7 protein-coding genes are annotated in these 15,254 nt (G+C 69.1%); 3 read left to right on the top strand and 4 right to left on the bottom strand.

Annotated elements, in window-relative coordinates:
* The first annotated feature begins 10 nt into the window (after positions 1-10).
* The 3 genes from gcvP (at position 11) to GO999_RS00765 (ending at position 7,241) form a co-directional block, all read left to right on the top strand.
* Positions 11-2,959, top strand: a complete 2,949-nt coding sequence (gcvP, locus tag GO999_RS00775; protein ID WP_211906467.1) for an aminomethyl-transferring glycine dehydrogenase — start codon at positions 11-13, stop codon at positions 2,957-2,959.
* A gap of 138 nt (positions 2,960-3,097) precedes the next feature.
* Complete coding sequence (locus tag GO999_RS00770) at positions 3,098-4,474, top strand: L-serine ammonia-lyase (RefSeq protein ID WP_019717220.1); 1,377 nt, start codon at positions 3,098-3,100, stop codon at positions 4,472-4,474.
* A 715-nt stretch (positions 4,475-5,189) separates the two neighbouring features.
* Positions 5,190-7,241 (top strand): OPT family oligopeptide transporter, encoded by a 2,052-nt coding sequence (locus tag GO999_RS00765; protein ID WP_211906466.1) that lies wholly within the window; start codon positions 5,190-5,192, stop codon positions 7,239-7,241.
* 163 nt (positions 7,242-7,404) lie between these two features.
* Here GO999_RS00765 and GO999_RS00760 read toward each other — a convergent pair whose 3' ends face one another.
* The 4 genes from GO999_RS00760 to putA form a co-directional block, all read right to left on the bottom strand.
* A complete protein-coding gene (locus GO999_RS00760) occupies positions 7,405-8,538 on the bottom strand; it encodes a YbdK family carboxylate-amine ligase (RefSeq protein ID WP_021154649.1) in 1,134 nt (377 codons plus the stop codon).
* 5 nt (positions 8,539-8,543) lie between these two features.
* A complete protein-coding gene (locus tag GO999_RS00755; protein WP_211906465.1) occupies positions 8,544-9,767 on the bottom strand; it encodes a cation:proton antiporter in 1,224 nt (407 codons plus the stop codon).
* 204 nt (positions 9,768-9,971) lie between these two features.
* Positions 9,972-11,105 (bottom strand): branched-chain amino acid ABC transporter substrate-binding protein, encoded by a 1,134-nt coding sequence (locus GO999_RS00750; protein ID WP_011003184.1) that lies wholly within the window; start codon positions 11,103-11,105, stop codon positions 9,972-9,974.
* A gap of 129 nt (positions 11,106-11,234) precedes the next feature.
* A complete protein-coding gene (putA, locus tag GO999_RS00745) occupies positions 11,235-15,212 on the bottom strand; it encodes a trifunctional transcriptional regulator/proline dehydrogenase/L-glutamate gamma-semialdehyde dehydrogenase (protein ID WP_211906464.1) in 3,978 nt (1,325 codons plus the stop codon).
* Between the last annotated feature and the right edge of the window lie 42 nt (positions 15,213-15,254).

Raw genomic sequence — 15,254 nt, 5'->3', positions numbered from 1 at the left:
AGCCCTTGCCATGAACGCTCCGCACCCCGCTTCCGCGGCCCTGACCCAGACCCTCGCCGCACGCCCCACCCTGGCCGAGCTGGAGGCGCGCGACGCCTTCGCCGAACGCCACATCGGCCCGTCGCCCGATGAGCAGGCCGCGATGCTTGCGACCCTCGGCTACGCTAGCCGCGCCGCGCTGATCGACGCCGTGATCCCGCCCGCCATCCGCCGCCAGGACGGCATGCCGCTGGGCGAGTTCACCCAGCCGCTGACGGAAGAAGCGGCGCTGGCCAAGCTGCGCGGCATCGCCGGCCAGAACCGCGTGGTCAGGAGCCTGATCGGCCAGGGCTACTACGGCACCCATACGCCGGGCGTGATCCTGCGCAACATTCTCGAGAACCCGGCCTGGTACACCGCCTACACGCCCTACCAGCCCGAGATCTCGCAAGGCCGCCTGGAAGCGATGCTGAACTTCCAGCAGATGGTGATGGACCTGACGGCGATGGATATCGCCAACGCGTCGATGCTCGACGAAGCCACCGCCGCCGCCGAAGCGATGACGCTGCTGCAGCGCGTGGGCAAGCACCCGTCCAACGTCTTCTTCGTGGCTGACGACGTGCTGCCGCAGACGCTGGACGTGGTGCGCACGCGCGCCGAGCCGATCGGCGTACAGGTCGTGACCGGTCCGGCCGCCGACGCCGCCAAGCACAACGCCTTCGGCGTGCTGCTGCAGTATCCGGGCACCGGCGGCGCGCTGCTGGGTGGGCTGTCGACGTACCAGGCGCTGACCGACGCCGTGCACGCTGCCGGCGGCCTGGTCGTTGCCGCGGCCGACCTGCTGGCGCTGACGCTGCTGGCCGCTCCGGGCGAATGGGGCGCCGACGTGGTGATCGGCAACACGCAGCGCTTCGGCGTGCCGTTCGGCTTCGGCGGCCCGCACGCCGGCTACATGGCCGTGCGCGATGCGTTCAAGCGCTCGATGCCCGGCCGCCTGGTGGGCGTGACGGTCGATGCGCAGGGCAACCCGGCCTACCGCCTCGCGCTGCAGACGCGCGAGCAGCACATCCGCCGCGAGAAGGCCACCTCCAATATCTGCACCGCGCAGGTGCTGCTGGGCGTGATGGCGTCGATGTACGCCGTCTACCACGGCCCGCAGGGCCTCAAGCGCATCGCCCAGCGCGTGCACCGCCTGACCGCCACGCTGGCCGCCGGCCTGCGCCAGATCGGCTACACGCTGGAGGCCGGTGCCTTCTTCGACACGCTGACCGTCGCCACCGGCCCGCGCACCGCCAACCTGCACATCGCCGCGCAGGCGCACGGGTTCAACCTGCGCCAGATCGATGACGGCCGCCTGGGCGTCTCGCTGGACGAGACCGTCACGCGCGCCGAAGTGGTGGCGCTGTGGGAGATCTTCGCGCACGCCGCCCATGCGAGCGCACCGAATTTCGACCAGGTCGAGGCCAGCATCGCCGATGCCTTCCCCGCCTCGCTGGCGCGCCAGAGCGCGTACCTGACGCACCCCGTCTTCAACGCGCACCACTCCGAACACGAAATGCTGCGCTACCTGCGCAGCCTGGCCGACAAGGACCTGGCGCTGGACCGCACCATGATCCCACTCGGCTCGTGCACGATGAAGCTCAACGCCACCGCCGAGATGCTGCCGGTGACGTGGCCCGAGTTTGCCAACATCCACCCGTTCGCGCCGGCCGACCAGACCGTGGGCTACCGCGAGATGATCGACCAGCTCGAGCAGATGCTGTGCGCCGCCACCGGCTATGCGGCCGTGAGCCTGCAGCCGAACGCCGGCTCGCAGGGCGAGTACGCCGGCCTGCTGATCATCCACGCCTACCACGCCAGCCGTGGCGAGAGCCATCGCGACGTGTGCCTGATCCCGTCGTCCGCGCACGGCACCAACCCGGCCTCGGCACAGATGGCCGGCATGAAGGTGGTGGTGGTCGCGTGCGACGAGCGCGGCAACGTGGACCTGGCCGACCTGGAAAAGAAGGCGGCCGAGCACAGCGCCAACCTGGCGGCCATCATGATCACCTACCCGTCCACGCACGGCGTGTTCGAGGAAGGCGTCAAGCGCGTCTGCGAGATCGTGCACAGCCACGGCGGCCAGGTGTACGTGGACGGCGCCAACATGAACGCCATGGTCGGCACCGCCGCGCCGGGCCACTTCGGCGGCGACGTGTCGCACCTGAACCTGCACAAGACGTTCTGCATTCCGCACGGCGGCGGCGGCCCGGGCGTGGGCCCGGTGGCGGTGGGCGCGCACCTCGCGCCGTTCCTGCCCGGCCGCGCGGCCTCGGGCGAAGACGCCAGCAAGAACATCGGCGCGGTGTCGGCGGCCCCGTTCGGCTCCGCGTCGATCCTGCCGATCTCGTGGATGTACATCGCCATGATGGGCGCGGCCGGCCTGACCGCCGCCACCGAGGCGGCCATCCTGTCGGCCAATTACGTGGCCCGCCGCCTCTCGCCGTACTACCCGGTGCTGTACACCGGCGCGCACGGCCTGGTGGCGCACGAGTGCATTCTCGACATCCGCCCGCTGCAGAAGGAGTCGGGCATCAGCAACGAAGACATCGCCAAGCGCCTGATGGACTTCGGCTTCCACGCGCCGACCATGAGTTTCCCGGTGCCGGGCACGCTGATGATCGAGCCGACCGAGAGCGAGCCCAAGGTGGAACTCGACCGCTTCATCGACGCGATGATCGCCATCCGCGGCGAAGTCGACAAGGTGATCTCGGGCGCGTTCGACCGCGAAGACAACCCGCTCAAGCACGCGCCGCACACCGCCCAGGTGGTGATGGCCGACGACTGGTCGCACCGGTACACGCGCGAGCAGGCCGCCTACCCGGTGGCCTCGCTGCGCACGCGCAAGTACTGGCCGCCGGTCGGCCGCGCCGACAACGTCTACGGCGACCGCAACCTGTTCTGCGCCTGCGTGCCGATGAGCGAGTACGCGCAGGACTGACCCGGCGACACCGGGCGCGGCATGCGCCGCGTCCACCGACGGCCGCCTCGTACCCCGGGGCGGCCGTTTTCATCTGAGAACCCCGTGCGCGGGCGGCCACAAGCCCACCCGCGCCACCACGCCTCCGGAGCCCCACCCATGGCTGTTTCTGTTTTCGACCTCTTCAAGATCGGCATCGGCCCGTCCAGCTCGCACACGGTCGGCCCGATGCGCGCCGCGCTGATGTTCGCCTCCGGCCTGGAGGCCGATGGCCTGATGCCGCAAATCGCCAGCGTGCGCGTCGAACTGTATGGCTCGCTCGGCGCCACCGGCAAGGGCCACGGCACCGACCGCGGCGTCATCCTCGGCCTGATGGGCGAGGCGCCCGACACCATCGATCCCGACACCATCGACGCCAAGCTGGCCGCGCTGCGCCAGTCGCAATCGCTGTCGCTGCTGGGCCGCCACGCGGTGCGCTTCACCGAGAAGGAGCACATTGCCTTCTACCGCCGCGAGGCCATGGCCGAGCATCCCAACGGCATGAAGTTCCACGCCTTCGACGCGGCCGGCGAGCGGCTGCGTGAGGCGCGCTACCTGTCGGTGGGCGGCGGCTTCGTCGTCACGGCGGGCGCGCCCAACACGCAGGTCCTGAGCGCGCACGACCAGCTGCCCCACCCGTTTCGCAGCGGCCGCGAACTGCTGGCGATGTGCGAATCGACGGGCAAGTCCATCGCCCGGCTGATGCTCGAAAACGAACTGACCTGGCGCAGCGAGGCCGAAGTGCGCGCCGGCCTGCTCAACATCTGGCACGTGATGCAGGCCTGCGTGGCGCGCGGCTGCCGCACCGAGGGCGAGCTGCCCGGGCCCTTCCACGTGCGCCGCCGCGCCGCCGAGCTGTACGCGCGGCTGACCGGCCAGGCCGAGCGCACGCTGTCCGACCCGCTGTCGGTCATCGACTGGGTCAACCTGTACGCCATCGCCGTCAACGAAGAGAACGCCGCGGGTGGGCGCGTGGTCACGGCCCCCACCAACGGCGCGGCCGGCATCATCCCTGCCGTGCTGCACTACTACGACCGCTTCGTGCCCGGCGCCAATGACAACGGCGTGGTCGATTTCCTGCTGACCGCCGGCGCAATCGGCATGCTCTACAAGATGAACGCCTCCATCTCCGGCGCCGAGGTCGGCTGCCAGGGCGAAGTGGGCGTGGCCTGCTCGATGGCCGCGGGCGCGCTGGCCGCCGTGCTGGGCGGCACGCCCGCGCAGGCCGAGAACGCCGCCGAGATCGGCATGGAGCACAACCTCGGGCTGACCTGCGACCCGGTCGGCGGGCTGGTGCAGATCCCGTGCATCGAGCGCAACGCGATGGCCTCCGTGAAAGCCGTCAATGCGGCGCGCATGGCGCTGCGCGGCGACGGCACGCACTATGTCTCGCTCGACTCCGTCATCAAAACGATGCGGGAGACGGGGGCCGACATGAAAACCAAATACAAGGAAACGGCCCGGGGGGGATTGGCGGTGAATATCGTCGAGTGTTGAGGGCGGGCTTTTACGGTTCGTTTTTTTTTGCTGGTTGGTTCTTCTTTTTTGGGGGCATCCCGGGTTTCGTCCCCTGCCGGGGCTGGGCTTGGTGGTGCATCCCTTGTTTCATCCCCTGCCGGGGCCGACTCACTTTCTTTGTCTTGCCAAAGAAAGTAAGCAAAGAAAGGCGCGCCCGATGCGGCGACCCCCTCCTTGAATTTGTGTTGCAGGGAGGGAGAGGGGGCAAACTCGCTTCGCTCAGACAGCCCCCTCTCTTTTTCCTCCCTGCAACACAAATTCAAGGCGCCGCATAGGTCAAGGGAAAAGCAAACCATCTGACACGAGACGTACCACCAAGATTGGCTTTGGCGTTTGCCTATGAGTACCGACGGTTTGGCCGTTCCTGCCCTAGATGACGCCTTGAATTTTTGTGACGGGGAGGGAAAAGGAAGGGGGCCTGTCTGAGCGAAGCGAGTTTGCCCCCTTCCCCTCCCCGTCACAAAAATTCAAGGGGATGTCGCCATCTCGGGCGCGCCTTTCTTTGCTTACTTTCTTTGGCAAGACAAAGAAAGTGAGTCGGCCCCGGCAGGGGACGAAACAAGGGATGGACCACCAAGCCCCACCCCGCCAGGGGCCGAAACACGGGATGCACCACCAACACCCAAACACCTCCCCAAACACCTTCCTATAATCCCCGCCACCCTCCCCCAACAAAAAAGAAGGCGCTCGCAGCATGCAATCCTTCCATCCCCCCAGGCACCTCCCGGCAGCCACGCTGCCCGAGCTGACACTGCGCGGCATGCTCCTCGGCGCGGTCATCACGGTGATCTTCACGGCGTCGAACGTGTACCTGGGCCTGAAGGTCGGCCTGACGTTCTCGTCGGCGATTCCGGCGGCGGTGATTTCGATGGCGGTGCTGCGCGCCATCGGCGGCACGAACATCCTCGAGAACAACATGGTGCAGACGCAGGCCTCGGCGGCAGGCACGCTGTCGTCGGTGATCTTCATCCTGCCGGGGCTGGTGATGATCGGGCACTGGCAAGGCTTTCCGTTCTGGCTGACGTTTGGCGTCTGCGTGGCGGGCGGCATGCTGGGGGTGGTGTTCACCATCCCGCTGCGCCATGCGATGGTGGTGGAGACCGACCTGCCCTACCCCGAAGGCGTGGCGGCAGCGGAGATCCTGCGCGCGGGCAGCGGCCATGCGACCGACGACGGCGCGCCCGATGACGATGCCGTGCCCGCCGCGAGCGGCCTGCACGACATCGCCACCGGCGGCGTGGTGGCGGCGGTGGTCGCGTTTGCCACCAGCGGCCTGCGCGTGCTGGGCGAAGGCGCGAACTGGTGGCTCTCGGCCGGCGCGGCGGTGGTGCGGCTGCCGCTGGGCTTCTCGACGGCGCTGCTCGGCGCCGGCTACCTGATCGGCGTGGTGGCGGGGCTGGCGATGCTGGTCGGGCTCGTCATCGCCTGGGGCATCGCGGTGCCGTACCTGACGGCGATCACGCCGATGCCGGCCGGCAAGCCGCTGTCGGCGTTCGGCCTGGACGTGTGGCGCACGCAGGTGCGCTTCATCGGCGCGGGCGTGATCGCGGTGGCGGCGGTGTGGACGCTGGCCACGCTGATCGGCCCGGTGGTGCGCGGCGTGCAGCGTTCGTTCGGCAGCCTGCGTCCGCAGTCCGGCGCGCTGCCGCGCACCGACCAGGACATGGCCCCGCGCTGGATCCTGCTGGTCTCGCTGGCGATGGTGGTGGCGCTCGTCATCACCTTTGCCGCGTTCCTGGCGCCGGCCACGCTGTCGCCAGGAACACGCTGGCTGCTGGTGGCGTGCGCGGTGCTGTTCGCGGTGGTGTTCGGCTTCCTGGTGGCCGCGGCGTGCGGCTACATGGCCGGGCTGGTGGGCTCGTCGACGAGCCCGATCTCGGGCGTGGGCATCATCGCCATCACGCTGGTGTCGCTCCTGCTGCTGGCGGTCGGCGCGGATCGCGGCCTGCCCGGCTCGCCCGAGGCCGGCAGGCTGGGCATCGCGCTGGCGATCTTCACCACCACCGCGGTGCTCGCGGTCGCGACCATCTCCAACGACAACCTGCAGGACCTGAAGACCGGCTGGCTGGTGGGCGCCACGCCGTGGCGCCAGCAGGTGGCCCTGCTGATCGGCTGCGTGGCCGGCGCGGTGGTGATCTCGCCGGTGCTGGAGCTGCTGTACAACGCATACGGCTTCCCCGGCGCGTTGCCCCGCCCCGGCATGGATGCCGCGCAGGCACTGTCCGCGCCGCAGGCGACGCTGATGACGGCGATCGCCACCGGCATCTTCACGCACCAGCTGCAGTGGACCATGGTGAGCGCCGGCATCGTCATCGGCATCGCCCTGATCGTGATCGACTGGGCGCTCAAGCAGCGCGGCGGCGTGGCGCGACTGCCGGTGCTGGCGGTGGGCATCGGCATCTACCTGCCGCCGACGGTGAGCGCGCCGCTGGTGGTCGGCGCGGTGCTGGCGTGGGCCATCGACAAGATGCTCGCCAAGCGCGCGCGGGCGGCCGGCGTGTCGTTCGCGCGCTATGCCGAGGTGCCCAGCCGCCACGGCGTGCTGCTGGCCTCGGGCCTGATCGTCGGCGAGAGCCTGGTGGGGGTGCTGATGGCCGCCATCATCGGCGCCAGCGGCAGGGACGCGCCGCTGGCGCTCGTGGGCGCCTCGTTCGAAGGCACGGCCCAGTGGCTTGGGCTGGCCGTGTTCGCCGCGGTGTGCTGGGCGTTCGCGCGCCGCGTGCTGGCGGTGCGTCCGATGCCGTGATGTGGATGCGGGCGCCGCGGCGTCCGGCAGCGCACGCGATGATCGGCACCATCGGCATCGAAGGCACCGGCGCGACTCCGATCCGCCTGCGCGGGAGGCCGCCATCAGGCGCGAGCAGCGGCCGGACCCGGCCCGCATGCGGCGCCGGCCGAGCGCCCGCAGCCTACGCGGGCAGCGACGCCACCTGCGCCCAGCGTCCGCAGCCGCGCCGCACGGTCTCGTGCAGGTTGCGGGTCTCGCCCTCGGTGGCGCGGATCCACTCCGCGTCGCTGTCGCGCCGCTCCACCACTTCGCGCACCATGTCGAGCGCGCCTTCGGAGGCCAGCGCCTCCGCGTGCGGTGCGAGCAGCTTGCTGGTCTCCAGGATGTGGTCGGCCAGGGCGCCGCGCTGCCCGCTGGCCGGATCGACGTATTCGCCCGCCAGCCCGAAGCGGCAGGCCTGGAAGCGGTTGAAAGTGTAGACCAGGTAATCGTCCTCGGTGGGCACGAACGGCCGGTCGAGCAGCAGCCAGCGGCCCAGCGCCTGGATGTAGGCGGCCACGGCGGCGGCGCGCTCCACCGTCAGAGGGGTATCCATCACGCGGACTTCGATGGTGCCGAATTCGGGCTTGGGGCGGATGTCCCAGTAAAAGTCCTTCATGCTCTCGATCACGCCGGTGGCGCGCATCTTCTCGAAGTACGCGACAAAGGCATCCCACGTGAGCACGAACGGCGCGCGGCCCGACATCGGGAAGGCACTCACCGAATTCAGGCGCGCCGAGGCGAACCCGGTATCCACCCCCTGCACGAACGGCGAGGACGCGGCCAGCGCGATGAAGTGCGGCACGTAGCGCGACATGGCGTGCAGCAGGTACAGCGCATCGTCGGGGCTGGGGCAGCCCAGGTGCACGTGCTGGCCGAACACGGTGAACTGCTTGGCGAGATAGCCGTACAGCTCCGAGATGTACTGGTAGCGCGGCGAGGCCGAGATGGTGCGCTGGCTCCATTGCTGGAACGGATGCGTGCCGCCGCCGCAGATGCCGATGTTGAGCGGCACCGCCGCCTCGACCATGCGGTCGCGGATCTCGCGCATCTGCCACAGCGCTTCGTCGTGGCTGTGGCAGATGCCGGTGGCAATCTCGATCATCGACTCGGTGATCTCCGGCTTGATGTCGCCGGGCGTCTCCTTGCCCCTGAGCATGCGCAGCAGGTCGGCCGAGGCGGACGCGAGGTCATAGTCGTGCCGATTGACGAGTTGCAGCTCCAGCTCCACGCCGAAGGTCAGCGCCTCGGATTTGGCGAACGGTTCGAGGGACATGAGGGTCAACGCCTCCCTTCTTCCTGCCGCACCTCGCCCGCCCAGCGCAACGCGCGCGTGGTCAGGATCGGTGCGGCGATCTGCTGGATGGCCAGCGTGCACAGGATGATGGCCGACAGCGGCGCGCCGGTCAGCGGGTACAGCGCGGCGGTATCGTGCATCAGCAGCCAGGACAGCCCCGACATCGGCCCGAGCGCCAGGCCCAGCGACACGCTTTGCCGCATCGACAGGCCCGAGAACGAACCCAGCAGCGTCGTCCCGGCCAGCTTGGCAACGAAGCGCGCCAGCACCAGCACCACCGCCGCCATGCCGCCGATCATCCAGTCCGACGCCCGCAGCGGCAGGCCCAGCGACACGATCATCACCACGATCAGAATGCTGCCCGCGCTGCCGAAATGCGTCGGCCACACACTCGGATGGGCGTCCTGATGCTTGAACACCACGCCCGCCAGCAGCAACGTGAGCGGCACCGACAGCTTGAGCAGCTTGGTCAGCGCCAGCGTGAACAGCACCAGGCCCACCAGCACCAGGAAGGCGTAGTGGTCGTCGCCCGCCATGCGGTGATACAGCGCGTGGCCGGCCTTGCCCGTCACCCATGCCAGCAGCACCGACCCCACCAGCAGATACAGCGGATGCAGCAGCGCCGCGCCCCAGTGGCCGTATTCGCTGTGCAGCCAGCCGGCCGTGAGCGGCACCAGGACGCCGGCATAGATACTGTTGAGCGCGCCCAGCGACAGCAGGCGCTCGGTCACCTGTCCTTCGGCGCGCAGCTCGTTCTTCAACTGCAGCAGCACCGTCGGCGATGTGGCCACGGCGATCGCGCCGGCCGCCACGGCCACCGGCACCGCCACGCCGATGGCCTGCAGCAGCCAGGTCACCAGGCCCCAGGTCAGCAGGCTCTCGAACGCGCTGGTCAGCAGCAGCCAGCGGTTGGCGCGCAGCCAGTCGAACGAGAGCCGGTGCCCGAGCTCGAACAGCGCCAGCGCGAGCGCCATCTCGATCAGGATGTGCGTCTCGCCGAGCATGTCGGCGTCGATCAGCGGCCGGCCCAGCACGCCCGCCGCCAGCCCCGCCACCGCATAGCCGACGATGCGCGGCAGCTTGAGCGCCACGCGGGCGAACTCGCCGCACAGCGCCGCGCCGACCAGCGCCAGCCCGATCCAGAAGAGACCGCCGGGAGCCGTGGGCCAGGAAGGAAAAAGATCGTGAAGTCCTGTCATGGCCGACATGGTACCCGAAGCACCCGGCGCAAAAAGTCAGTCAAGCACTGACATCTGATGGCTGCCAGTTACAGGGTGTTTGCGTCGAGATAACGGCGGTTTGACGAAAAAGAAACCCGGCCGCCTCGGTGGCGGCGGGCTGCCGCGATGCGCGCGGCCAAAGAAAAACCGCCCCGGAGGGCGGTCTTCCATGCTGCGGACTACGCGGCCGGCTTACTTGCCGCCCACGCTTTCGAGCGGCACCCACTTGCCGCCAGTGACCTTGTAGACGGTGATGCCGCCGTCCTTGAGGTCGCCCTTGTCGTCGTAGGCGTAGTGCTTGGCGGTGACGCCCTGCGCGTTGGTGGCGGCCAGGATCGGCAGGTACTTGCTCGGGTCGGACGAACCGGCGGCGACCATCGCCTTCATCAGGGCCATCGCGCCGTCGTAGGCGTACGGCGAGTACGTCTGCACCGTCGAGCCGAAACGCTTCTCGTAGCGCTGCTTGTAGCCCGCGCCGCCCGGCATCTGCTCCAGCGGCAGGCCGGCCAGCGAGCACACCACGCCTTCGGCGGCCGGTGCGCCGGCCAGCTTGATGAAGTCGTCGGTCTTGGACATTTCGCCCGACATCAGCGTCGCCTTCATGCCCAGCTCGCGCATCTGCTTGACCAGCGGAGCCGACTGGCCTTCGGCGCCGCCGTAGAACACGGCGTCCGGGTTCTTGCTCTTGATCTGCGTGAGGATCGCCTTGAAGTCGCTGGCCTTGTCGTTGGTGTACTCCCGACGCACGATGGTGGCGCCGGCGGCCTTGGCGGCCTTCTCGAACTCGTCGGCCAGGCCCTGGCCATAGGCCGTGCGGTCATCGACGATGGCGAGGTTCTTGTAGCCCAGCTTCTTGACGGCGAAGGTGCCGACCACCGAACCCTGCTGGGTGTCGGAGGTCATCATGCGGAAGGTGGTCTTGTAGCCCTGCTTCGTGTATTCCGGGGCGGTCGCCATGGCGATCTGCGCGATGCCGGCCTGGTTGTACACACGCGAGGCCGGGATGCTGGTGCCCGAGTTGAAGTGGCCGACCATGCCCTTGATGCCACCGTCCACCAGCTTCTGCGCGACGGTGGTGCCGGTCTTCGGATCGGCCTGGTCGTCTTCCGACACCAGCTGGAATTTCACATCCTTGCCGGCGATCTTCGGCTTGGTGGCGTTGAACTCTTCGATGGCCAGGGTCACGCCGTTCTGCATGTCCTTGCCGTACTGGGCCTGGGCGCCGGTCATCGGCGCGGCGAAACCCAGCTTGATGACTTCCTGAGCCGATGCCGCGCTGCCCAGCGCACACAGCGCCGCTGCCACCCACAGTTGCTTCAATTTCATTTGTGCATCTCCCATTCAAACGCAATTTGGAACCATGGCGCGACGGGATCGCCGCCGCCCTCCTCCCGCTTCGCGCCCCGCCCCCACCTGTCATGGAGGCGGCGCAGCGAATCCTGCTCGTGCGCCCCGTCAGCCGATGGTCATCAGGCTGGCGTTGCCACCCGCCGCGGCCGTGTTGACCGACAGCGAACGCTCGATCAGCAGGCGCTCCAACGCCAGCCCCTGTCCGCCGTGCGGCAAGCCCTGCACGCCGACGATCGGACCGGCACGGCGCGCCAGCCCTTCGCACAGGGCGCGCAGGTGATCCGAATCGCCGTGGTGCAGCACCGCGTCGAACGCCGCGTCTTCCAGCGACGCCACTGTCCGGACGCGCGATTGTACTGCCGACGGCAGCGTACGCAGCACCTCGGCGATGGCAGGGTTTTCCTGCACGACCGCCTCGCTGCCCACGGCCAGCACGGCCGCCAGCTGACGCAGCCAGTCGGCCGGATCGGCCGCCACGCACAGCACCGCGTCGCGCGGCAGCAGCATATAGGTGTTGCGCTCGCCGGTCGGGCCCGGCAGCGTCAGAACCGCGCCGGTGGCCGTGGCCGCCGCCAGGCGGTCGCACAGCGCGGCCAGCCCGGGCGACTGCCGGCGCGCCCAGTCACGCAGCGCGTCGAACGGCACCAGCAGCGCGCGGCGCTCCTCGGTCTCGACGTCGGTGCCGGCGCCCGCGGTCAACTCCAGCGCCGTGCGCATCGCGTCCTGCGGGCAGGTCGACAGCAGGCGCAGCAGATACAGCGAGCCGCCCGCCTTCGGGCCGGTGCCCGACAGGCCCTCGCCGCCGAACGGCTGCACGCCGACCACCGCGCCGACGATATTGCGGTTCACGTACAGGTTGCCCACCCGCGCACGCTCGACGATGTGCGCGATGGTCTCGTCGATGCGGGTGTGGATGCCCAGCGTCAGGCCGTAGCCCGTGCCGTTGATCTGCTCGATGAGCCGGGTGAGGCCGGCGTTGTCGGCTGTGCGCTTCCAGCGGACCACGTGCAGCACCGGCCCGAAGATCTCGCGCGTCAGGTCCGACAGGCTGTCGAGTTCGATCACCGTCGGCGGCACGAAGGTGCCGTGGGCGCAGGCAGCCGGCGCGGGCGCCTGGTGCACGCGCCGGCCCTTGGCGCGCATCCCTTCGATATGGCCGACGATGTTGTCGCGCGCCTCGGCGTCGATCACCGGGCCGACGTCAGTGGACAGGCGATCGGGATTGCCCATCGCCAACTCGGCCATGCCGCCCTTGAGCATCGCCAGCACGCGGTCGGCCACATCGTCCTGCAGGCACAGCACGCGCAGGGCCGAGCAGCGCTGCCCGGCGGAATCGAAGGCGGACGACAGCACATCGGCCACCACCTGCTCGGCCAGAGCCGACGAATCGACGATCATCGCGTTCTGGCCGCCGGTCTCGGCGATCAGCGGGATCGGTGCGCCGTTGGCATCCAGGCGGCCGGCCAGCGTGCGCTGCAGGATGCGCGCCACCTCGGTCGAGCCGGTGAACATCACGCCCTTGGTGCGCGCATCCTTCACCAGCGCGGCCCCGACGGTCTCGCCGCGGCCCGGCAGCAGCTGCACCGCGCCGGCCGGCACGCCGGCCTCGCGCAGGATGCGCACGGCCTGTGCGGCGATCAGCGGGGTCTGCTCGGCGGGCTTGGCCAGCACCGGGTTGCCGGCGGCCAGCGCCGCGCTCACCTGGCCGGTGAAGATCGCCAGCGGGAAGTTCCACGGGCTGATGCAGACCACCGGGCCCAGCGGGCGGTGCGTGTCGCTGGAGAACCCGCCACGCACCTGCGCCGCGTAGTAGCGCAGGAAGTCCACCGCCTCGCGCACTTCGGCGATCGCGTTGGACAGCGTCTTGCCCGCCTCGCGGATGATCAGGCCCATCAGGTGCTGCATCTCGCCTTCCATCAGGTCGGCGGCGCGATCGAGCAGCGCGGCACGCGCTTCGGGCAGCGTGGCTTGCCAGATCGGGGCGGCGGCGGCGGCGGCCGACAGCGCGGCATCGACGTCGGCTTCAGTGGCTTCGGTCACGTGGCCGACCACGTCGCGCAGGTCCGACGGGTTGCGCACCGGTTGCGGCGTGCCACCGGTGTATGGCGCATCGCCGATGGTCGGTTCAGCGGCCCAGACCGAGCTGGTACCGGCCAGCAGCGCAGACGACAACGACGCCAGCCGATGCTCGTTCGCCAGATCGATCCCTGCCGAATTGGCACGCACATCACCATAGAGATTGCGCGGCAACGGAATTTTCGGATGCGGCAGGCCGAGCGCGCCTTCCTCGGCGTGCATGTTCTCCACCACCGCCACCGGATCGGCGACGAGTTCGTCCAGCGGAATCGACTCGTCCGCGATGCGGTTGACGAACGAGGTGTTGGCGCCGTTCTCCAGCAGGCGGCGCACCAGGTAGGCCAGCAGCGTCTCGTGCGTGCCGACCGGCGCGTAGATGCGGCACGGCCGGTTGAGCTTGCCCGGCTTGTTGCCGACCACCTGCTCGTACAGCGGCTCGCCCATGCCGTGCAGGCACTGGAATTCGTACTGGCCGGGGTAATAGTTCTGCCCGGCCATGTGATAGATGGCCGCCAGCGTATGGGCGTTGTGCGTGGCGAACTGCGGGAACACGGCATCGGGCGCGGCCAGCAGCTTGCGTGCGCAGGCCAGGTACGACACGTCGGTGTAGACCTTGCGCGTATAGACCGGATAGCCCTCCAGGCCGTCGACCTGGGCGCGCTTGATCTCGCTGTCCCAGTAGGCGCCCTTGACCAGGCGAATCATCAGGCGGTGCTTGCTGCGGCGCGCCAGGTCGATGAGGTAGTCGAGCACGAACGGGCAGCGCTTCTGGTAGCCCTGCACCACGAAGCCGATGCCGTTCCAGCCGGCCAGCTCGGGCGCGAAGCACAAGCGCTCGAGCAGATCGAGCGACAGCTCCAGGCGGTCGGCTTCTTCCGCATCGATGTTGATGCCGATGTCGTACTCGCGGGCCAGCATGGCCAGGCCCTTCACGCGCGGATACAGCTCATTGATGGCGCGGTCGTACTGGGCGCGGCTGTAGCGCGGGTGCAGCGCCGACAGCTTGATCGAGATGCCCGGCCCCTCATAGATGCCGCGCCCGCCCGAAGCCTGGCCGATCGCGCGGATGGCCTGCTCGTACGACGCGAGGTAGCGCTGGGCATCCTCTTCCGTCATGGCGGCTTCGCCGAGCATGTCGTAGGAGTAGCGGAAGCCTTCGGCCTCGTACTTGCGGGCGTTGGCCAGCGCTTCGGAAATGGTCTCGCCGGTGACGAACTGCTCGCCCATCAGGCGCATCGCCATGTCGACGCCCTTGCGGATCAGCGGCTCGCCGCGCTTGCCGATGATGCGCGTGAGCGCCTTCGACAGTCCGGCCTCGTTGTGCGTGGCCACCAGCTTGCCCGTCAGCAGCAGGCCCCAGGTGGCGGCGTTGACGAACAACGACGGGCTCTGGCCCAGGTGCGACTGCCAGTTGCCGCTGCTGATCTTGTCGCGGATCAGCGCATCGCGCGTGGCCTTGTCGGGAATGCGCAGCAGTGCCTCGGCCAGGCACATCAGCGCCACGCCCTCCTGGCTCGACAGGGAGAACTCTTGAATCAGACCTTGCACCAGACCTTCGCGGCCGGTGCCGACCTTTTGCGTACGGAGCTTGCCGGCAAGGTCGCGGGCAAGTTGCTTGGCCTCGGAGGCCAGCGCGCCCGGCAGGCGGGCCTGCTCCAGCAGCATCGGGATCGCCTCGGTTTCCGGCCGGCGGTAGGCGGCCGTGATGGCGGCGCGCAGCACCGACTGCGGCTGCACGCTCTGCGCGAATTCGAGGAAGGGTTGCACCACGGCCTCGGTGCCATCGGCATCGGCCATGTCCGCGACGGCTGCGGCGGCGGACGGGAGGCCATCCGCCGCCGGGCCGCCCACATCATTCGGCAGCTGCCCCCGCTCCACTTGGTCCAGATAGGTGAAGATCGCCTGCTTGATCAGCCAGTGCGGTGTGCGGTCAATGGACTGGGCCGCGCGCTTGAGGCGTTCGCGCGAAGCATCGTCCAGCTTGACCCCGAGGGTGGTCGTAGCCATGAGGGTTCCTTTGCTGAGCTGCCTTGCCTGCTTGTGGCCGGC

It is taken from the genome of Ralstonia nicotianae (genome assembly GCF_018243235.1).
GTDB classification, from domain to species: Bacteria; Pseudomonadota; Gammaproteobacteria; order Burkholderiales; family Burkholderiaceae; genus Ralstonia; species Ralstonia nicotianae.
The sequence above is the reverse complement of the archived record's forward strand: the minus strand, read 5'-3'. Positions and strand labels throughout refer to the sequence as shown.